Source organism: Ferrovibrio sp. (assembly GCF_041906005.1).
Taxonomy (GTDB): Bacteria; Pseudomonadota; Alphaproteobacteria; order Ferrovibrionales; family Ferrovibrionaceae; genus Ferrovibrio.
Genome location: NZ_JAYRJY010000001.1, coordinates 899,033 through 917,941, shown reverse-complemented (window position 1 = coordinate 917,941; position 18,909 = coordinate 899,033). Strand labels below are relative to the sequence as shown.

Annotated in this window: 16 protein-coding genes and 2 tRNA genes; 8 read left to right on the top strand and 10 right to left on the bottom strand. The window is 64.3% G+C overall.

Annotated features, from left to right (window positions below; translation table 11 throughout):
- Positions 1–16: 16 nt before the first annotated feature.
- The 4 genes from hrcA to ACE3OO_RS04485 all read right to left on the bottom strand — a co-directional run bounded on the left by hrcA (position 17) and on the right by ACE3OO_RS04485 (position 2,552).
- Entirely contained in the window at positions 17–1,051 is a 1,035-nt protein-coding gene (gene hrcA / locus ACE3OO_RS04500) for a heat-inducible transcriptional repressor HrcA (protein WP_374300163.1), read from the bottom strand.
- An 88-nt stretch (positions 1,052–1,139) separates the two neighbouring features.
- Entirely contained in the window at positions 1,140–1,658 is a 519-nt protein-coding gene (locus ACE3OO_RS04495) for a TspO/MBR family protein (RefSeq protein WP_374300161.1), read from the bottom strand.
- Between the two features lie 138 nt (positions 1,659–1,796).
- On the bottom strand, positions 1,797–2,435 hold the full coding sequence (locus ACE3OO_RS04490) for a VOC family protein (RefSeq protein ID WP_374300158.1): 639 nt from the start codon (positions 2,433–2,435) through the stop codon (positions 1,797–1,799).
- A 42-nt stretch (positions 2,436–2,477) separates the two neighbouring features.
- A tRNA-Gly gene (locus ACE3OO_RS04485) sits at positions 2,478–2,552 on the bottom strand.
- A 325-nt stretch (positions 2,553–2,877) separates the two neighbouring features.
- Here ACE3OO_RS04485 and ACE3OO_RS04480 point away from each other — a divergent pair.
- Positions 2,878–2,953 (top strand) — tRNA-Glu (locus tag ACE3OO_RS04480).
- Positions 2,954–3,230: 277 nt separating this feature from the next.
- A complete protein-coding gene (locus ACE3OO_RS04475) occupies positions 3,231–4,610 on the top strand; it encodes a reverse transcriptase domain-containing protein (protein WP_374300156.1) in 1,380 nt (459 codons plus the stop codon).
- A 330-nt stretch (positions 4,611–4,940) separates the two neighbouring features.
- Here ACE3OO_RS04475 and ACE3OO_RS04470 read toward each other — a convergent pair whose 3' ends face one another.
- Positions 4,941–5,438, bottom strand: a complete 498-nt coding sequence (locus tag ACE3OO_RS04470; RefSeq protein WP_374300153.1) for an Lrp/AsnC family transcriptional regulator — start codon at positions 5,436–5,438, stop codon at positions 4,941–4,943.
- A gap of 309 nt (positions 5,439–5,747) precedes the next feature.
- Between ACE3OO_RS04470 and ACE3OO_RS04465 the strand changes: the two genes are divergently transcribed.
- The 4 genes from ACE3OO_RS04465 (at position 5,748) to ACE3OO_RS04450 (ending at position 12,037) form a co-directional block, all read left to right on the top strand.
- Positions 5,748–7,733 (top strand): hypothetical protein, encoded by a 1,986-nt coding sequence (locus tag ACE3OO_RS04465; protein ID WP_374300151.1) that lies wholly within the window; start codon positions 5,748–5,750, stop codon positions 7,731–7,733.
- A 198-nt stretch (positions 7,734–7,931) separates the two neighbouring features.
- Complete coding sequence (trxB, locus tag ACE3OO_RS04460; protein ID WP_374300149.1) at positions 7,932–8,897, top strand: thioredoxin-disulfide reductase; 966 nt, start codon at positions 7,932–7,934, stop codon at positions 8,895–8,897.
- A gap of 24 nt (positions 8,898–8,921) precedes the next feature.
- A complete protein-coding gene (locus tag ACE3OO_RS04455) occupies positions 8,922–9,818 on the top strand; it encodes a LysR family transcriptional regulator (RefSeq protein ID WP_374300147.1) in 897 nt (298 codons plus the stop codon).
- A complete protein-coding gene (locus ACE3OO_RS04450; RefSeq protein ID WP_374300145.1) occupies positions 9,818–12,037 on the top strand; it encodes a PAS domain-containing sensor histidine kinase in 2,220 nt (739 codons plus the stop codon). The genes ACE3OO_RS04455 and ACE3OO_RS04450 overlap by 1 nt, the downstream gene beginning before the upstream one ends.
- 264 nt (positions 12,038–12,301) lie before the next feature.
- Here the strand turns inward: ACE3OO_RS04450 and ACE3OO_RS04445 are convergent, their stop codons facing one another.
- The 5 genes from ACE3OO_RS04445 to ACE3OO_RS04425 all read right to left on the bottom strand — a co-directional run bounded on the left by ACE3OO_RS04445 (position 12,302) and on the right by ACE3OO_RS04425 (position 17,711).
- Entirely contained in the window at positions 12,302–12,949 is a 648-nt protein-coding gene (locus tag ACE3OO_RS04445; RefSeq protein WP_374300143.1) for an HAD family hydrolase, read from the bottom strand.
- A 24-nt stretch (positions 12,950–12,973) separates the two neighbouring features.
- The gene (msrP, locus tag ACE3OO_RS04440) at positions 12,974–13,930 is read right to left on the bottom strand and encodes a protein-methionine-sulfoxide reductase catalytic subunit MsrP (protein WP_374300141.1); all 957 of its coding nucleotides are present in this window, start codon (positions 13,928–13,930) and stop codon (positions 12,974–12,976) included.
- A gap of 143 nt (positions 13,931–14,073) precedes the next feature.
- Positions 14,074–14,547 carry a Dps family protein gene (locus ACE3OO_RS04435; RefSeq protein WP_374304658.1) on the bottom strand — a complete coding sequence of 158 codons (474 nt, stop codon included), beginning with the start codon at positions 14,545–14,547 and terminating at the stop codon, positions 14,074–14,076.
- Positions 14,548–14,752: 205 nt separating this feature from the next.
- Positions 14,753–15,859: a bifunctional DNA-binding transcriptional regulator/O6-methylguanine-DNA methyltransferase Ada gene (gene ada / locus ACE3OO_RS04430; RefSeq protein WP_374300139.1), complete on the bottom strand. Its 1,107-nt coding sequence runs from the start codon at positions 15,857–15,859 to the stop codon at positions 14,753–14,755.
- A 52-nt stretch (positions 15,860–15,911) separates the two neighbouring features.
- Complete coding sequence (locus ACE3OO_RS04425; protein ID WP_374300137.1) at positions 15,912–17,711, bottom strand: acyclic terpene utilization AtuA family protein; 1,800 nt, start codon at positions 17,709–17,711, stop codon at positions 15,912–15,914.
- A gap of 108 nt (positions 17,712–17,819) precedes the next feature.
- Here ACE3OO_RS04425 and ACE3OO_RS04420 point away from each other — a divergent pair, with 108 nt between their 5' ends.
- Positions 17,820–18,605, top strand: a complete 786-nt coding sequence (locus ACE3OO_RS04420) for a double zinc ribbon domain-containing protein (protein WP_374300134.1) — start codon at positions 17,820–17,822, stop codon at positions 18,603–18,605.
- A 39-nt stretch (positions 18,606–18,644) separates the two neighbouring features.
- Positions 18,645–18,905 carry a glutaredoxin 3 gene (gene grxC / locus ACE3OO_RS04415; protein WP_374300132.1) on the top strand — a complete coding sequence of 87 codons (261 nt, stop codon included), beginning with the start codon at positions 18,645–18,647 and terminating at the stop codon, positions 18,903–18,905.
- Positions 18,906–18,909: the final 4 nt, after the last annotated feature.

Sequence of the window (18,909 nt, the reverse complement as noted above, 5' to 3'; positions counted from 1 at the left end):
CGGTTTCCGGGCCGGGTCAGCCGAGCAGGCGGCCCACCACCTGGGCGGTGAAATCCACCATCGGCACCACGCGGGCGTAGTTCATCCGGGTCGGGCCGATCACGCCGATGGCGCCGACGATGCGCTGCTGCTGGTTCTGCAGCGGCGCCACGATCAGCGAACAGCCGGCGCGGCGGAACAGGGTGTTTTCCGAGCCGATGAAGATGCGCACGCCTTCGCCGCCCTGCGCCAGTTCGATCAGGCGCAGCATCTCCTCGGTATTCTCCAGCTCTTCCATCAGATTGCGGATGCGCTCCAGATCCGCGATGGCGGCCACGTCGTCCAGCAGGTTGGCGCTGCCGCGCACGATCAGCGTGCCGCGTTCGGCCTCGCCGCTCCACACCGCAAGGCCCGCTTCCACCACGCGGGCGGCCAGCTGGTCCAGCTCGGCGCGGCGCACGGCCAGCTCGCCCAGGATCTCGCTGCGCGCCTCGCCCATGGTGCGGCCCTTCAGCCGGCGCGACAGGAACTCGCCCGCCTCGGCCAGGGCCGCCGGCGTCAGACCGAGCGGCATGTCCAGCATGCGGTTTTCCACCTGGCCGGACTCGGACACCATCACCACCAGGGCCTTGCCCGGCCCCAGCGGCACGAATTCCACATGGCGCAGCGGCGCGTCCACCTTCGGCGCCACCACCAGGCCGGCATGGCCCGACAGGCCCGACAGCACGCTGGTCGCCTCGGTCAGCATTTCCTGGAAGCCGCGGCCCGAACCGGCGCAGCGGCCCTCGATCGAGCTGCGCTCGTCCTGGGTCAGGTCGCCCACCTGCAACAGGCCGTCGACGAACAGCCGCAGGCCGCTTTCGGTCGGCAGGCGGCCGGCCGAGGTGTGCGGGGCATAGAGCAGGCCGGCCTCTTCCAGGTCGGCCATGGTGTTGCGGATGCTGGCGGGCGACAGCCGGTGTTCCAGCTTCTTGGAGATGAAGCGCGAGCCCACCGGCTCGCCGGTGGTCATATACGTCTCCACCACCAGCCGCAGGATTTCGCGGCTGCGCTGGCTCATCTCCTGGATCATCGCGCCCATGGCTCCAGAATTAAGAACCGGCGCGGTTCCCGTCAATCCCGCATTCGGCTCAGTTCAGCCGCCAGATCTCACCCGGCGGCTAATTCAGCCGCCAGATTTCAAACGTCAGCCAGGTGGCGAAGGCGCCCCAGGCCCAGTAGGGCACCAGCAGCAGGGCGGCCAGCCGCGAATGGCGCGCGAAGGCCAGGATCGTGGCCGCCAGCACGGCCAGCAGCGCGATCATCTCGATCAGGGCCGGGCCGATCATCCGCAGCCCGAAGAACAGCAGCGACCAGCCGAAATTCAGCGCCAGCTGCAGGCCGAACAGCACGAAGGCCGGCAGGGCGGCGCGCCAGCCGGCCGGGCTGCGGATCGCCTGCCGCCAGACCAGCCAGACCGATACCGCCATCAGCGCGAACAGGATCGTCCACACGATGGGAAAGGCGATATCGGGCGGCGTCAGCGCCGGCTTGGCCAGCGTGGGATACCAGCTTTTCACCGGGCCGACCGTCACCGCGCTGCCCAGGCCCGAAACGCCGAAGCACAACGCGAACGACAGCAGCAGCACAAACAGGCTGGGCATGGAGAAAACGGGCGGCGGCGAGGAAGGGCGGGTCATGCCGTATATACGATCCGGCCGGGGCATCGGTTCACCGTTTTTCCGTCATGGAACTGCCGACCAAAGACCCACCACCCCTCGTCATGCCCGGGCTTGACCCGGGCATCCACGTTTTTTTAAGGCCGTCAGAGCCCCGCCTCAGAACAGCTCCTTCACCCCACCCGGCGTTGCGATGCGCGCGCGATAGCGCACGATGTCGCCCTGCATGATGGTGGGTGGCCGGTCGATCTGCAGGCTTTCATACAATGCGGCGATGGCGGCGGGATCGGGATGTTCAAGCGCGAACGAGTCCAGCCGCGCCCCCAGATCGGGAATCGTCGCCATGTTGCGCGGCTTGCCGCGCCGGTCGATCAGGCTGGGCGCCGCACCATCCAGCGGCAGTCCGCCGTCTTCGCGCAGGCTGAACTCAAACGCCGGTTCGGCCCAGGGCAGCGAAACGGCCCGGCCGAAGATATGCGCGCGGCCGGCCAGCGCGGCATGAATGTCGTCGCTGCGCGCCACCCAGCCGCGCAGGCGGCGGCCGGAGTCCCACGCGGCGCGCACGGATGCCTGGTCGTCCAGGCCGAACCAGCGCGGGCAAGGCGGCTTTGCGCCATCGGGATCAATCGCCACCACCTCCAGATACATGCTGCCGCCCAACCGCAGCAGGTGGTTATGCGTGCCCATGTATTCGTGGCGCTGGCCGAAGGGCAGATCGAGGTCGAGGCAGGCGCGCAGATGCGCCATGCCTTCGGCCAGCGTGGGGGCGATGACGGTGAGATGGTCGAGCCTGAGCATATACAGAGCCGCGACTATAAGGCCGGGAAGGAGGAGGAAAGATGGAGCGGGCGAAGGGATTCGAACCCTCGACCCCAACCTTGGCAAGGTTGTGCTCTACCCCTGAGCTACGCCCGCTCGGCGCCGGTGAGACCGGAAAGGCCGGGGAAACCCGGCATCGGCGGGCGGGAAGCCCGTCGATCAACCGGCGGGGTGCCGGTTGCAGGCGCGCACTATACCCAGCCATGAATCCGATGCAAGCGTCTCGTAAAACAAAAAGCCCGGCTTCCGCCGGCGCTCCCGACGGGGCCAAATCCCTGTGCCGGCAGGGCAAATTCCGGGCGCCGGATGGCCGGGCCGGATGGCCGGCTTCGGCCGCGCCGGGGCCAAGGCCCTTGCACCGGAAGGCGGGCTCCTGTATCTGGTGCGCCTCGCGCGGCGCTCGGTTCGCCGTGGCTTATGGGTCCCCATCGTCTAGAGGCCCAGGACGGCGCCCTCTCACGGCGCAAACCGGGGTTCGAATCCCCGTGGGGACGCCAACTTCTTTTCGGACAATTTGATACTTTAAGGCCGTGTTGGCTGACGCGAAAGTATGCGTCGTTCTTAAGAGTATGCTGCGGCCACCTAAACAATCGTCTTGAGCGACTCGGAGAGCAGCGGGTATTATTCGTCAATTGTTCCGCAGCCTTTCCTGACTGGGCCAGATGATGGTGCCGGGGATGTGAGAGGCGGTCGCAGTGCCGGAGTATCAGGCGCTGCGCGGGTCATCGTTGATACGGCGATCATGCCGTACAGCACACCCACGGAGCAGGGCCGTTGTCAGCAGTCGGGAATGGTGAACCGGTGGGCCCCGAAAGCGAAAAGAAAGTGGACCTTTGCCTCAAGGTCCGAAAGGTAGGAACTCTAGAAGCGGCGTGGCGACACGTCCGCTCAAGTGGCAGAGCTTCCACCAACGATGATATCCGCAAAGAAACTGAATCCTTCGACGAGAATGCCATTAGTAGCTTGCGACTTATGCATGAGCAGTTGCGGCACGGGACATTTGTGTTCCAGCGGCAAAAAGGCGTAGGCAAGAAACGGGTCGGCAAAAAGGTCAGACCCATAGTTATATCGCCGATACCGAACAGGATCGTTCAGCGAGCCATTCTGATGGTGAGCGAAACAGTACCGCTCATCTCAGATGTTTTGAATATCCCGACCAGTTTCGGCGGTATCACTGGCGCGGACGCTGCAATCGCTTTAGCCCTGCAACACTCAACAAAGCAGGGTGCATGGTACGTACGATCCGACATTCCGGACTTCTTCACTCAAATTCCCAAACCCGCAATTCTGGAATTCCTGCTCACGGCTACAGGCGAAGCTAAGTTCGTCGATTTATTCGATCAAGCAATGGCTGTGGAGTTGGAGAATGAAGCCATTCTCAAGAAGCAAGACCTGTATGACTATTTCCCCACAGGCCTCATTGGGGTGGCGCAAGGCTCGGCGCTAAGTCCGCTGATCGGCAACATTCTATTGCGCGATTTTGATAAGGAACTTAATGGCGATGGAATTACCTGCATCCGCTATATCGACGATTTCCTATTAATAGGGTCATCAAAAGAAAAGGTTGTGCGTGCTTTCAACGCTGCCACGCGCCTGCTCGCGCAGCATAACCTGGAAGCCTACGATCCGCAGCAGCGCTCCGATAAGGCGCACCTTGGCCCCTGTGACGCCGGCTTCGATTTTCTCGGATGCTCGATAAAGGGCTTCCATATTGTTCCAGGAAAGAAAGCGCGTACGGCACTATTAAAGAAGGTCGCTGAGGCATACGACGATGGTATCAAAGCTGTAGCGAAAGCACTGGCCGGCGAAGATCGTGGTAGGCCCACGCAGCGTTTAGCGCAGTCGCACGGCCGCGTTGACCGAATAGTGAAGGGGTGGGGAGAATCCTTCGCGTTTTGTAATGATCGCAGGCCCATAATGGAACTTGATCGACAGATCACCGAGTTGATGAAGGGTTTCGATGGTCGCGTGCGAGATATGATGCGTAATCATGACGACGCGGCAGTCAGGCGCGCCGCTGGTATCACGCTGCTCACGGACATTGAGCGCAAAGTCCTGCCTTCTCCCGAAGAAGCGCGCAGCAGAGCAAGAAAGAAGAAGGTTCTGCCGCAACGACAACGGAGAACGTCGAGATCAAAAAAGAGCGGCAGTTAGGCCCTTGCTGGCGCATCGCCCTCGGCCTTGATCTCTTCTTATTCGTTCCCATATTGTTCTGTTTGTCCGGGCCATGGTCAGACGCGGGTTTTCCGCCCCAGGCCGCCGGGCTGCAAAATCGTCCAAACTGTCTGAAAAGGAGCGCAAAACGATGAAAAACCGCGGCCCGGCGCCGCAAACCGTCGGAACCCGTCGCCCGTGTCGCAAACAGGCGCAAAACCGATTCAAAACGCCGGATTTATACCAGTGATATCACTGATATCAGTTTTTAACCTTTCGGGCGGAAGGCCCGGGCCGCGTGGTTGGCGGGGCCTTACTCCGCCGCCCAGCTTACTCCGCCGCCTCGTCTTCGGCCGGCATGTCCACCGGCACGCCCGGCTCGCTCTTGGAGCAGCGGATGGTCAGCGCGGTTTTCACATGGGCCACGTTCTGCAACGCGGTCAGTTCCCGCGTCAGGAAGGTCTGGTAGGCGTCCCAGTCGCGGGCGACGATCTTCAGGATGAAGTCGTTCTCGCCGGCCAGCATGTAGCATTCGCGCACCTGGGCCCAGCCGGCCACGGTCTGCTCGAAGGCCACAAGGTCATGCTCGGCCTGGCTGTTCAGGCCCACCATGGCAAACACCGTCACGCCATAGCCCAGCTGCTGCGGGTTGAGGTCGGCGTGATAGCCCTTGATGAAGCCGGCCTCTTCCAGGGCGCGCACCCGCCGCAGGCAGGGCGGCGCCGAGATGCCCACGCGCTGCGCCAGCTCCACGTTGGTCATCCGGCCGTCGGCCTGCAGGTCGGCCAGGATCTTGCGGTCGATGAGGTCGAGCTTCACGCGCTGCATGGAAATAATCTCATTGTCTGAACTGGAGGTTGCGCAACAATATTATAAATACGGGCAAGAATCCAAGCCTTAGCGGCTAAGAAAATTGCGCGTATACGGAGCGGGCCGGAGGGGGGTGCGCGCCCGGCGCGCGCAACGCGGGGGTAAGTCCCGTGTAAGACGCTGCCGGTAAAAAGCTTTGCGGCGAATCAATTTCCCCCCGCCCGGCTTGGTGCTACATCTGCGGCCACAAGCCGGCGCCAGGGGGTGTGCGGTGGGGGATTTCCGGGGCGACCCGGCAAGATTAACGGGCGGCAGGCCCGCGGTTTCATGGCGCTGAAGATCGACACCTTTTCCAATCCCGACAGCCGCAACGGCTGGCGGCCGGGCAACAATTTCGGCGGCCATTGCCTGTTCAAGGCGCTGGGCCATCCGCGTATCGCCGCCCAGGCGCGCGCGCTCGTGCAGGGGCTGGCCGGCTTCAAGCGCCTCGCCGTCTACGACCCCGATCCGCTGGCGGCCGCCGAGCCGCTGGATGCCTTCTATCCGATCCCGCGCCAGCATCTGGCCGGCCTGTTCGTGCAGCGCGTGGAAGACCTGGGCCAGACGCGGCTCGGCCTGCCCACCCAGCCGGTCACCGCGATCGCCGCGCTGCAACCCGATGCCGTGCTGATCACGGCCTTCGATGCCGAGATCCACAAGGCGCAGATCGCCCGCCTGCTGCCCAAGGGCTGTGCGGTCTTCACGCTGGATGCCATGCGCCTGCCGCAGGAGTGGCTGTCGAATCCGGGGCGTTATCTCGACCCGATCAACTTCGCCACCAACTTCGCCTTCCTGCGCGATACGGCTGATGCCGGTACGGGCGAGGGCCTGCATACCAAGGTGGTGACGGCCGATTACTGGTCGGGCTACGGCGCCAAGGATCCCGCGCTGTGGCTCTGCCTGTTCGGCGCCGACGGAAGCGTGCTGGCGGAATGGACCGAAACCCTGCCCGGCGCCTTCCAGGCCGTGTCGATCGACAGCCGCGCGGTGCGAAGCCGTTTCGGGCTTGGCGACTTCGCCGGCTCGCTGTTCATCCACGCCATCCGCATCAAGGGCCATGACGTGGTGAAATACGCGCTCGACAGCTTCTCGGAATCCGGGCGGCAACTGAGCTGCACCCACGATGCCAATGCCTGGCCCGCCGATCTCTATGCCGGCGTGCCGGCGCCCAAGCAGGGCGAAAGCCTGCTGCTGTGGGTGCAGAACAGCCATCCGGTGGCGATTCCCGCGGGCGCCATCGGCATCAACATCATGGGCGCGCAGGATATCGCCTGGTGGGACGGTGAAGTGCCGCCCTTCGGCACCACGCCGGTCGATCTGGGCAAATTGCTGCCCCAGGCGCGCTTCCCCGACCAGATCGAGATCCAGGCCGGGCGCTATTTCGTGCGGCCGCGCTACGAGATCGTGCGCGCCGACAATGCCAAACGCCGCATCGCCCATGCCAATGTCGAGCGCACCGATCTCAAGCCTGATCCAAGGCTGCCGGAACTCGCGGCGCTGATCGGCAAGGGCTACATCATGCCGCTGCCGGTGCTGCCGCTGAAAGAGTGGAAATCCGTCACGCTGCCCACGCCGATGTCGACGGCGCAGCAGGAACTGCCGATCCGCGCCGTGCTGGTCGATGCCGATGGCTCGGTTGTGCTGGAACAGTATCTCGGCCGCCTGTCGCGCCGCGAATCCCGCCCCGCCGATATCGATGCCTGGCTGAATGACGCCAAAGCGGCGCTGAAATCCGGCTACGGCCATGTCGAGTATCTCTACGACTTCCGCGATGGCGGCGACGCCGATGGCTGGCTGCATGCGCTGGGCCTGTATGAGCAGCGCGCATCCGGCCATGCCGCCGAAACGATTTTCGGCGCGCATATCTACAACATGCCGATCACCTATCGCGACGAGCCGCAAAGCTACACGCACCGGCCGCCGGGGCTCACCACGCGGCTGTTCCTGCGCATGGGGGCGCGGCCCGTCGATACCATCTGCCATCTGGTCTATCCCGCCTCGCTGCCGAAAGAGGCTTACGGCCAGGATGCCTCGCAGACCATGCTGGTCCTGTTCAACGCGCGGGCCGAGAAGGTGGCGGAAACGCCGTTGCCGATCCCCTATGGCGGCTCGCGCTTCTTCCGGGTGTCGGAAGTCTTTGCCGCCGCCGATCTGGACCGGGCCGGCGCGGATGCCTGGGTGCAGGTGCGCGACACCAGCTGCCGCCTGTTCGGCTTCCACGGCCTGCAAAACGGCCAGAGCAGCTTCTGCATCGATCACATGTTCGGCTTCTGAGGGCTGCCGCGCGGCTGCCGCCGCCTTATATCCGTCGCGAGTCGCTGGCCGGCTGTCATCCGGGCGTCATATCCGCCGCCCGGAAAAGCCATATCTGCCGCGTCTCCGTGGCCTTTCCCTTGGCGGGGCGGGCGGGCGCTGTCATAATCCCAAACTGCCGAATTTCAGCGTCTTACGCCCGCGTCCGGAGTCCGCATCATGGCCACCACCCATCGCACCAAGGTTCTCATCCTCGGCTCCGGCCCGGCCGGCTGCACGGCGGCGATCTATGCCGCCCGCGCCTCGCTGCAGCCGATCATGGTGCATGGCCTGCAGCCGGGCGGCCAGCTCACCATCACCACCGATGTGGAGAATTACCCGGGCTTCGCCTCCGTCATCCAGGGCCCCTGGCTGATGGAGCAGATGGAGGCGCAGGCCAAGCATGTCGGCACCACCATCATCAACGACTACATCGTGTCGGTCGATCTCTCGAAACGTCCCTTCGTGGCCAAGGGCGATTCCGGCGACACCTATATCGGCGACACGCTGATCATCGCCACCGGCGCCCAGGCGCGCTGGCTCGGCCTGCCCAGCGAGCAGAGCTTCCAGGGTTTCGGCGTTTCGGCCTGCGCCACCTGCGACGGCTTCTTCTATCGCGGCAAGAAGGTGGTGGTGGTCGGTGGCGGCAACACGGCGGTGGAAGAGGCGCTGTATCTGACCAATCACGCCAGCGAGGTGGTGCTGGTGCATCGCCGCAACAGCCTGCGCGCCGAAAAGATCCTGCAGGACCGCCTGTTCGCCCATCCCAAGATCACCGTGATCTGGGACCATGTGGTGGATGAAATCCTCGGCGCCGAGGGCCAGGGCGTGACGGGCGTGCGGCTGAAGCACGCGCAGACCGGCGCGACCCAGGAGGTCACAACCGACGGCGTGTTCATCGCCATCGGCCACACGCCGAATACCGAGCTGTTCAAGGGGCAGTTGCCGCTGGATGGGGAAGGCTACCTGGTCACCAAGCCGGGCACGACCCAGACAACCGTGGCCGGCGTGTTCGCCGCCGGCGACGTGCAGGACAAGATTTACCGCCAGGCCGTCACGGCGGCCGGCACCGGCTGCATGGCGGCGCTGGAAGCGGAAAAGTTCATTGCGCATCACGCGCAGCCATCGGCTGAAGCCGCTGACTGACGCGCGCGACATTCTGGGGGGTCTATGTCTGCGCTTGACTGGGACAAGCTGCGCATTTTTCACGCCGTGGCCGAGGCCGGCAGCCTCACCCATGCCGGCGAGTCGCTGGGCCTGAGCCAGTCGGCGGTCAGCCGCCAGATCGGCGCGCTGGAAACCCAGCTCAATGCCACGCTGTTCCACCGCCATGCCCGCGGCCTGATCCTGACCGAGCAGGGCGAACTGCTGTATCGCACGGCGCGCGAGATTTTCGCCCGTCTGGCCGTGACCGAGGCGATGATCGCCGACGCCAAGGACAAACCGTCGGGCGAATTGCGCGTCACCACCACGGTCGCCTTCGGCACGATCTGGCTGGCGCCGCGGCTGAAGGAATTCATGGACCTCTATCCCGATATCCGCATCGAGATGGTGGTCGACGACCGCGAACTGGATCTTTCGATGCGCGAAGCCGATGTGGCGGTCCGCATGTGGAAGCCGACCCAGGCCGATCTGGTCTATCGCAAACTGCTCACCGTGCATAACCACGTCTATGCCTCGGTCGATTATGTCGCCCGCTATGGCGCGCCGCAGACGATCGAAGAGCTGGATCGGCATCACCTGATCGTTTACGGCGAAGAGGCACCGGCGCATTTCAACAACATCAACTGGCTGCTCAAGGCAGGCGATCCGCTCGCGCCGCGCGAGCCGATCCTGACGATCAACAATGTGTATGGCGTGAAGCAGTCGATGGCCAGCGGCCTGGGGATCGCCGCGCTGCCTGATTACATGGTGGAAAGCAATCCGCGCATCGTGCGCGTGTTGCCCAATGTGGATGGTCCCAGTTTCGACACCTATCTGGTCTATCCGGAAGAGCTGCGCAACACCAAGCGGCTTGCCGTATTCCGCGATTTCCTGCTGCGGAAGGTGGCCGACTGGCAATACTGATGAAGTGGCAGCCCGATAGTCTGAGCGGCATTGCGCGTCGCAACGAGTTGCTCGTCAGGGTTCGCCGTCCGTATGACATGGCGGCGCAGGCCGTCGTGGCCGTGTTCGTCGCTTTCCTGCTGGATGGCTATGTCGATCTGGCCTGGCGCGCGGCCTATGTGGCCGGAACGCTGCTGGTCGTGGGGCTGCAGTATTTCACGCACCGCGCCTTCCTGGCCAGCCGCGAGCGGCGGCACCATGTCCTGGCCTGGCGCTGGCGCCTGATCGTTGGTTATGCCCTGAACGGCGCCTTGTTCGGGGTCATGGCGGCGGCGATAACGATGTTGCCGCGCGAGCCCGCGCCGCTGCTGGCGCTGATGTGCATCGCCGGCATGATCGCGTCGGTCAGCCTGACGGTGGCGGTGCAATTCACCGCCTCGGCCGCTGTCGTTCTGCTGGCGATCGTGCCGACGATGATCCTGCTCTTGTTGGACCAGGAACCCACCGGCCGCCTGCTGGGTGCGGCTGGCGCAGTCGTCATTCTGCTGCTGCTCAGCTTCGCGTATCGGCTGAACCGCTATTACCGGCGCAGCAGCGAGATGGTCGAACGCCTGCGCGGCATGCTGCAGGACCGCACTCGCGTCAGCGCGGATGCCGAAGCGGCGCAGAACCGCCTGCGTTCGATCCTGGATGCGGCGCCGTTTCCCATCGTGGTGAGCCGCCGCAGCGACGGCGCATTCCTCTACAGCAATCGCCGCGCGGCGGAATTGTTCGGCATCGAGGATGGCGGTTTCAGTGCCAAGGCGCCGCGTTATGTGCTCGATCCGGCCCATCGCGAACGCATTTTCGGCATACAGCCGATGCGGCCGGACGAGGAGCTGCAGATCGCCACGGCACAGGGCCGGGCGATCTGGGCCACGGTTGCCGCCGTGCCGATGCAATATGCCGATCAGGATGCCGCCCTGGTGGTGGTGAACGACATCACCGACCGCAAGGCCTCGGAGGAAAAGTTGCGGGCGGCCGAGCAGCATCTGAGTGACGCGCTGGCGGTGGCGCCCGATGGGATTGCCCTGTTCGATCCCGAGGCGCGGCTGGTGATCTGCAATCAGTCTTATGCCAATATTGTGGGTGTTCCCATGTCGCGTATTGTCGGCATGATGCATGACGAGATTTGCCGGGCGTCGGTACGCAGCCGTCCCGAGCCGGCGCTTGCCGGCGTGCGCACGGATTACAACGAATGGGTCGCCACCCGGCAGCGCATATTCAACGACGGTCGCGGCGAGGCGCATATCTTCTACGATACCCGCGACCAGCGCTGGCTGCAGATCCGTGATTTCCGCATCACCTCGGGTGGCACGGCGTCGATGATCACCGATATCACCCAGCTCAAGCGCAGCGAACGCGAATTGCGCGAGGCCAACGAAAGCCTGGCCAGCCAGGCGGAAATGCTGGCCGCCCGCACGGAAACCCTGGAAGCCGCCCGCCAGACCGCACTGAAGGCGCACCAGGACGCGGAATACGCCAACCGGGCCAAGTCGCAGTTCCTCGCCCATATGAGCCACGAGTTGCGCACGCCGCTGAATGCCATCATCGGTTTTTCCGAGATCATGTCGCTGCAACTGCTCGGCGCCTCCGGCGTGCCGCAATACGATCGCTATGCGCAGGATATTCTGTCGGCCGGCCGCCATCTGCTGGCGGTGATCGACGATATCCTCGACCTGTCCAAGGTCGAGGCGGGCAAGATGAAACTGGTGGCCGAGCATGTGCCCTGGGCCAAGCTGGCGCAGGACTGCCTGACGCTGCTGCGGCCGCTGGCGGCGGATCGCATGGTGATTCTGCAGGCGGAGTCCGCTCCCGAAGGCGCCACGCTTTATGCCGACGAACGGCTGGCCAAGCAGATTCTGGTCAACCTGCTCTCCAATGCCGTGAAATACACGCCCTCAGGGGGGCGCGCCGAATTCCGCCTGCTGCAGGCCCCTGATGGCGGCTCGGTGGTGGAAGTATCGGATACCGGGGTGGGCATGGCGCCGGCCGATATCGAGAAGGCGCTGGAGCCGTTCGGCCGGATCGATTCTGCCCTGGTTTCGCAGATGCGGGGCACAGGCCTGGGCCTGCCGCTGGTGAAGGCTCTGATCGAACTGCATGGCGGCCGTCTGGAAATCCGCAGCGAACCCGGTCAGGGCACGACAGTCCGGCTGTATTTCCCCCCGCCGCCCAGCCTGGCGAAGCTTCCTAGCTGATTGGAATTCCGGGGATTCTCCGGAATCCAGAGTCATGCGCTGCTCGCATAGCTGGCTTGACAATTCGATGGATACTCAAACCTGGCGATACACCTTACATCTGTGCCTGTCAGATGTTGCGTCGCAGCATCTTCTCGGTTTTTGGCTCCGGCCAGAAACTCGGCCGCGACAGCTCCCCCGCTGTTTCGGCCTTCCGCGCGTCTCGCGCGGAGCCTCCCTGTTAAGACTTAGCCGGCCTGATCTCAGGCCGGCTTTTTTTTGCCGTCACCCCAGCAGAGCGGGCAGGTCGCCCATGTCGTGGAACACATGGCAACCCATGGCCGCGAAGGCGTCGCCGTCGCCGTCAGGGCGATAGGCGAAGACCGTCATGCCGGCGCGGATGCCTGCGGTGGCGCCGGGCAGGCTGTCTTCCACCACGGCGCAGGCGGCCGGCGGAAAGCCACCCATCTTCTCGGCGGCATAAAGGAAGACATCGGGCGCCGGCTTTGCTTCGGCCACGTGGTGCACGCTGAACAGGTTGTCTCCGAAATGCACGGACAGACCGGTCAGCTCCAGGCTGAAGGCAATCTTCTCCGGTGCCGAGGACGAGGCGACGCATTTTAGCTGCCGCAACTGTTCCAACATGGCCGGTACGCCCGGGATCGGTGCCAGCGCCGCACGATAGCTGGCATAGGTAGCTTCCTTCAGCTCTGCCTCAAATCCATTGGGTATGTCGGACAGGCCATAGGCATCCCTGGCCAGCGTCAGGCATTTGGCCACCGTCAGGCCGGTGAAGTCGCGCGTCACCCGCATCAAGTCAAAAGCCGGATCGAGACCAAGCGTCACCAGCTTTTCATAGAAGACGCGGTTCGCCAGGGTTTCGGAATCAACCAGCGTACCGTCGAGGTCGAAGATGATCAGGTCATGGGCCATCCGGAATGGATAGCCCAAGGCGGTTCACATGAACAGCTTCTGGCCTGTCATGTCCTTGTAAAGATCGGCCACCTGTTCGCCATAACCATTGTAGATCAGCGTCGGCACGCGTTTGCCGGTGCCGATCACCTCTTCGGTGGCCTGGCTCCAGCGCGGATGCGCCACGGCCGGGTTCACGTTGGCCCAGAAACCGTATTCATCGGCCGCCATGGCTTCCCAGAAACTTTTGGGCTTCTGGTCGGTGAACGTAAAGCGCGTGATCGACTTGATCGACTTGAAGCCGTATTTCCACGGCACGGCCAGACGCAGCGGCGCTCCCATCTGCTTGGGCAGCGGTTTGCCGTAGACACCGGTGACGATATAGGCCAGGTCGTTCTGCGCCTCGGCCATGCTCAGGCCTTCCACATAGGGCCAGGGATACCAGAACTGCTTCTGGCCGCTGGCTTCCTCGGGCCGCTTGAACGTTTCCATGCGCAGGTATTTCGCGCCTGACAGCGGCTTGGCGAAATCGACCAGGGCCTTGAGCGGAAAACCGGTCCAGGGCACGGCCATCGACCAGGCTTCGACGCAGCGATGGCGATACAGGCGTTCGTCCACGGGCATTTTGCGGATCAGGTCTTCGGCATCGACGGTGATTTCCTTTTCCACCATGCCATCGATCTTCACTTGCCACGGCTTGATGGTCAGGGCCTGGGCCGGCCGCACGATGTTTTTGCTGGTGCCGAATTCGTAGAAATTGTTGTAGCTGGTGGCGACCTTTTCCTCGGTCAGCTCGCGGTCCAGCATATGGGCCGGGTTGCGCTTGGCGGGATAAATCTCGGCGGCTATGCCGCTGACCTGCGCGCGGACCTGCGGGGCGGCTGCGACCATCAGGCCTGTCATGCCCAGCCCGGCAATGATCTGGCGTCGATTCAGGAATATGGCTTCAGGGGTTGCCTGACTCTCCGGCAATTCCCAGCCGCGCCGTCGCTTGATCAGCATGATATCCACTCCGTTCAGAACAGGGCCCGAGAATCCGGCCCGCAATCCGTCAGGGATTAACCTAGCGGGTCATGGGCCGGGTTCTAATCAAGCTTCGGTGAAACGGGGGGAAACGTTACGGCCGGTCGGGACGATTTCTGCCGTTACTTCTTTTCCAGCAGGCTGCGCAGCATCCAGGCGGTCTTCTCATGGATCTGCATGCGCTGGGTCAGCAGGTCGGCCGTCGGTTCATCGGCAGACTTCTCCACCACGGGGAACAAGGCGCGGGCGGTCTTGCTCACCGCTTCGTTACCCTTCACCAAGTTCTTGATCATGTCCTGCGCAGCCGGCACGCCGGTTTCCTCGCTGATCGAGGACAGCTTGGCATACTGCGCATAGGAGCCCGGCGCATAATGGCCCAGGGCGCGGATGCGTTCGGCGATCAGGTCAACGGCCAGCGCCAGTTCGTTGTATTGCAGCTCGAACATGGTGTGCAGGGTCTGGAACATCGGGCCTTCGACATTCCAGTGGTAATTGTGGGTCTTGAGATAAAGCGTGTAGGTATCGGCCAGAAGGCGCGACAACCCATCGGCGATTTTCTTGCGTTCCTTGTCGGGGATGCCGATATCGATAGCCACAGCCATGGGACCACTCCTTTTCCTTGGTTCTGTCGATAAATTTAGAACTATTATAAAAAACTGCAAGGGCAGAGCGGTGTCACGCTAGCATGCCGTTCGCGCCAATCCTGCAGCGATATGTTCAAGGCAATAAAAACCCAATATGGCAGGGATGCGGCAATGATCTGCCGCAAATCGGCCCTGTAAAAAATCTATTCGGCAAAATCTATTCGGCGGGTTCCAGTTCCACGCCTTCGCCGGTCAGCAGCTTTTCCTTGCGCTCCAGCCCCCAGCGATAGCCGCCCAGGCCGCCATCGCTGCGCAAGGCGCGATGGCAGGGCACCAATACGCCGATGATGTTGTTGGCGCAGGCCGAACCGACCGCGCGCGAGGCTTTGGGGTGGCCAAGGCTGGTGGCGATTTCGCTATAGCTGCGCGTCTCGCCGGCCGGGATGGCCTGCAGCGCGGTCCAGACCCGGATCTGGAATGGCGTGCCGCGCAGGTCCAGCCGCAGGCCTTTCGGCGGCGTCTTGCCCGCCAGCATCGCGTCCAGCGCGGCAAAGGCAGATGAACCGGCCTTGTCGTCACGGTCGATGCGGGCCGCGGGGAATTCATCGCGCAGTTCGGCCAGCATGGTGTTTTCGTTGTTGCCGAACAGCAGGGCGGCGATGCCGCGCGGGCTTTCGGCCACCAGTGTCAGCCCCATCGCAGTGCGGCGGATCGCCACCGTCAATGTCAGGCCCTCGCCGCCGCGGCGATAGGCGGCGGGCGTCATGCCAAGCCAGCGGTCGGCTTTTTCATAAACCCGGCTGGCTGCGCCGAACCCGGCGCCATAGATCGCATCCGACACGCCGTTTCCTTTCTTCAGGTGTTGTTTCAGGGCAGCGATACGCTGCGCCTCGGCATAGGCGCGCGGGCTCAGACCGTAGGTGGCCGCGAACCGGCGCTGCAGATGGGTTGCGCCCATATGGGCGACGCGGGCGAGCTGGGCCAGCGTCGGGGCATTCTCGCCGGCGGCCAGTCGTTGATCGATCAGTTTGCGGGCGCGCTCCAGTCGCGCATCGGCGGCCGGCATCTGATCGGGGCGACAGCGTTTGCAGGGGCGGAAGCCGGCGGCCTGCGCGGCATCGGCATCGGCGAAAATGCGCACATTCTCCCGCTTCGGCGCGCGGCTGACGCAGGAGGGCCGGCAGAAGATTTTCGTGGTGGCGACGCCATACAGGAACCGGCCGTCGGCTTCCGGATCGTTGCCCTTGATGGCGGCGAATTCGGCGTCGGTTGGCTGGCGGCCAATGGAAAAGCGGCCAATGGAAGAGCGGGGTGTGTGTTTCATGGGACTGAAGGTAATCCCGCCCGCGCCAGCCCGCTATCCGGCTTTTGCGGTGCTATTGATCCGAAAGTCCCCAGGCCACCGGCACCGGAACAGGGTAATCCAGCAGCATCTGGGCATAGGCCTTGCCCTGCGGATCGTTGCGCAGGCTGGCGATGCCGCCGCCGCCCAGGGCATGGCGCAGCAGGAAGTTCAGGCCGAGGATGCCGGGCCATTCGAAGCGCTCGACAGGGCCTTCGACCAGATGGCTGAAATAGCGCTGCACGGCGTCTTCGGTCAGGGCGGCGCGGATTGCCGGCAGGTATTCCGGCTTGCGCGCGATGACGCCGATGTTGCTGTCGTCGCCCTTGTCGCCCGAACGCGCCCAGGCCAGTCGCACCAGGGGCACGGCGCGGCGCGGGCCATCAGGCATCGGCCGCAGATCGGGTTGCCCCGCCGGCTCGCCGCTGGTGTCGCCGCTGATCAGGGGCAGATCGAAGGGCTCCGGATTGCCGGCGATGTCCAAACTAACGGGAATGGCAGCCTTCGGGATGAAGCAGGAAAACAGCTTCACCACCGGCTGCGGGGTCGGCCGCCCGCCGAAGAAACCGGTGGTGCCGGCGGAGAAGGACGTGCCGGCCGGCGCGATCTCGCGGGCGAAAATGTCGAGGGCGGTTTTTTCCGCGTGGCTGACGCTCAGTTTCAGCACCACCTCGCGGCTTGCCAGCGCGCCGGGCTGCGCATGCGGGCCGTACATCGCTTCCGTGCCCAGCACCTCTATCGAGGTGGCGCGATAATCGCCGAGATTGAGCATGGTGAACAGCCGACGCGTGCGCTTGAGGATTGCTTCCGCCGTACGTTCGGCCTTGGCGCGCGCCTCGATGCCGCCGATGGTCAGATGCGCCACCGCGCGGAAGCCATCCAGATAGGTGGCCGAAACCTTGTAGCGATCGGTCGGCGGCCGACCCTTCGCACCCGATACACGCACGCGGTTCTCGCCGGTCTGTTCGATTGTCACGGCGGTAAAATCACAGGTCACATCGGGCAGGTGATAGCTGGCCGGATCGCCGATCTCGTAGACCAGCTGTTCGGAAACGGTGCCGACGCTGACCAGGCCACCGGTGCCTTTCGGCTTGGTGACGACAAAGCTGCCATCGGCGCTGACCTCGGCGATGGGATAGCCGATATTGTCCCAGTCCGGTACCTCGCGCCAATCGGTGAACAGGCCGCCCGATGCCTGGGCGCCGCATTCGATGATGTGGCCGGCCAGACTGCCGGCGGCGAGGCGGTCGAAGTCCTGCAGGCTCCAGCCGAATTCATGCAGCAGGGGCCCCAGACACAGCGCGGAATCCACGCAGCGTCCGGTCACCACGATATCGGCGCCGGCCTTCAATGCGGCGGCAATCGGCGCCGCGCCCAGATAGGCGTTGGCCGACATGAAACGCTCCGGGACGGCGGCGCCATGCTGCATTGGCTCCAGCTTCGGTTTCAGCGCGTCGATCTGCGGCAGCAGGTCATCGCCCAGCACCACGCCCACTTTCAGTGACAGGCCGGCTTCGCTGATCAACGCGCGGATCGCAGCCGCGCAGGCCGCCGGGTTCACGCCGCCGGCATTGGCCACCACTTTCACCTTGCGCCGCGCCAGTTCGGGCAGCAGGCGTTTCATCGTCACCGCGACGAAGTCGGTGGCGTAACCCTGGGCCGGATCTTTCGCGCGCATGCGGGCCATGATCGACATGGTGATCTCGGCCAGGTAGTCGAAGATCAGGTAATCGACCTCGCCCTGCATCAGAAGCTGCGGCGCGGCCACCATGGAATCGCCCCAGAAGGCCGAGGCGCCGCCGATGCGGATGATTTTATCGCTGCTGCCGCTCATGGTTCCGTTTCCTCTCCGGCGTGTTTTTATGCCACCATACCGGCCGGCGGGCAGCGCGTCATGTCCCGGTATGCGCCTGCCGTCGCGTCAATTGTCGCTTAATCACGCATGCTGAATGCCTCATCGCACGACTGGTCGCTGTTTCCGCTGCGTGCCGCCCGGCGGGCCTGGCGTGGCGTGGTCGACTCGCTGCTGCCGCCGCAATGCATGCTCTGCACGGCGACGGTGGACGAACCCGGCCGGCTCTGCCCCGCATGCTGGCCGGAGGTGGGGTTCATCGCCGAACCCTGCTGCCCGACCTGCGGCACGCCTTACGCCGTGCCGGTACCGACGGGTCTGGTCTGCGGTGCCTGCCTGAAGGAAACGCCGCCGTTTGATCGGGCCCGGGCCGTCTTCACATATGCCGGCGGCGGCCGCGACCTGGTCTTGCGATTCAAACGTGCCGACCGCACCGATCTGGCGCCGGGCCTGGCCGCGATGCTGCTGACGGCCGGGGCCGAGCTGGTGCGGGACTGCGATGCCATCGTGCCGGTGCCGCTGCATCGCTGGCGGTTGTGGCGCCGCCGCTTCAACCAGTCGGCCCTGCTGGCCCGCGAACTGGGGCGGCTGAGCGGCAAGCCGGTCTGGCTCGACCTGCTGGAGCGGCCCAAGCCGACCCGCAGCCTGGGCCGGCTCGGCCGGGTCGAACGCCGCCGCGTGCTGGCCGGTGCGATCCGGATCTCGGAACGGTGGCAAGAGGACGTGGCGGGCAAACGCCTGCTGCTGGTGGATGATGTGCTCACCACCGGCGCCACGGTGGGGGCCTGCAGCCGGGTCCTGCGGCGGAATGGCGCGGCGGCGGTGACGGTGCTCACGCTGGCCCGGGTTGTTCGGGCCGAGCAGGGCGCCATATAATGGTTTCGAAAAGCGAGGGGCTTTTCTCCCGAGGACCTCATGGCCCAGATCGAAATCTATACCACTTTCATGTGCCCTTACTGCGCGCGCGCCAAGGCGCTGCTGGAAAAGAAGGGCCAGAGCTATAACGAGATCGATGTCTCTTACGACGCCGCCAAACGCGAGGAGATGACCCAGAAAGCCGGCGGTCGCCGCACCGTGCCGCAGATCTGGATCAACGGCACCCATGTTGGCGGCTGCGACGATCTCTACGCGCTGGATCGCGAGGGTAAACTCGATCCGCTGCTGGCCGCGGCGTAAGGGG

Excerpts from the sequence above, each read along its gene's own strand:
- hrcA (WP_374300163.1), bottom strand. The coding sequence starts at position 1,051 with ATGATCCAGGAGATGAGCCAGCGCAGCCGCGAAATCCTGCGGCTGGTG.
- ACE3OO_RS04495 (WP_374300161.1), bottom strand. The coding sequence starts at position 1,658 with ATGACCCGCCCTTCCTCGCCGCCGCCCGTTTTCTCCATGCCCAGCCTG.
- ACE3OO_RS04490 (WP_374300158.1), bottom strand. The coding sequence starts at position 2,435 with ATGCTCAGGCTCGACCATCTCACCGTCATCGCCCCCACGCTGGCCGAA.
- ACE3OO_RS04470 (WP_374300153.1), bottom strand. The coding sequence starts at position 5,438 with ATGCAGCGCGTGAAGCTCGACCTCATCGACCGCAAGATCCTGGCCGAC.
- ACE3OO_RS04465 (WP_374300151.1), top strand. The coding sequence starts at position 5,748 with ATGGCGCTGAAGATCGACACCTTTTCCAATCCCGACAGCCGCAACGGC.
- trxB (WP_374300149.1), top strand. The coding sequence starts at position 7,932 with ATGGCCACCACCCATCGCACCAAGGTTCTCATCCTCGGCTCCGGCCCG.
- ACE3OO_RS04455 (WP_374300147.1), top strand. The coding sequence starts at position 8,922 with ATGTCTGCGCTTGACTGGGACAAGCTGCGCATTTTTCACGCCGTGGCC.
- ACE3OO_RS04450 (WP_374300145.1), top strand. The coding sequence starts at position 9,818 with ATGAAGTGGCAGCCCGATAGTCTGAGCGGCATTGCGCGTCGCAACGAG.
- ACE3OO_RS04445 (WP_374300143.1), bottom strand. The coding sequence starts at position 12,949 with ATGGCCCATGACCTGATCATCTTCGACCTCGACGGTACGCTGGTTGAT.
- msrP (WP_374300141.1), bottom strand. The coding sequence starts at position 13,930 with ATGCTGATCAAGCGACGGCGCGGCTGGGAATTGCCGGAGAGTCAGGCA.
- ada (WP_374300139.1), bottom strand. The coding sequence starts at position 15,859 with ATGAAACACACACCCCGCTCTTCCATTGGCCGCTTTTCCATTGGCCGC.
- ACE3OO_RS04425 (WP_374300137.1), bottom strand. The coding sequence starts at position 17,711 with ATGAGCGGCAGCAGCGATAAAATCATCCGCATCGGCGGCGCCTCGGCC.
- ACE3OO_RS04420 (WP_374300134.1), top strand. The coding sequence starts at position 17,820 with ATGCTGAATGCCTCATCGCACGACTGGTCGCTGTTTCCGCTGCGTGCC.
- grxC (WP_374300132.1), top strand. The coding sequence starts at position 18,645 with ATGGCCCAGATCGAAATCTATACCACTTTCATGTGCCCTTACTGCGCG.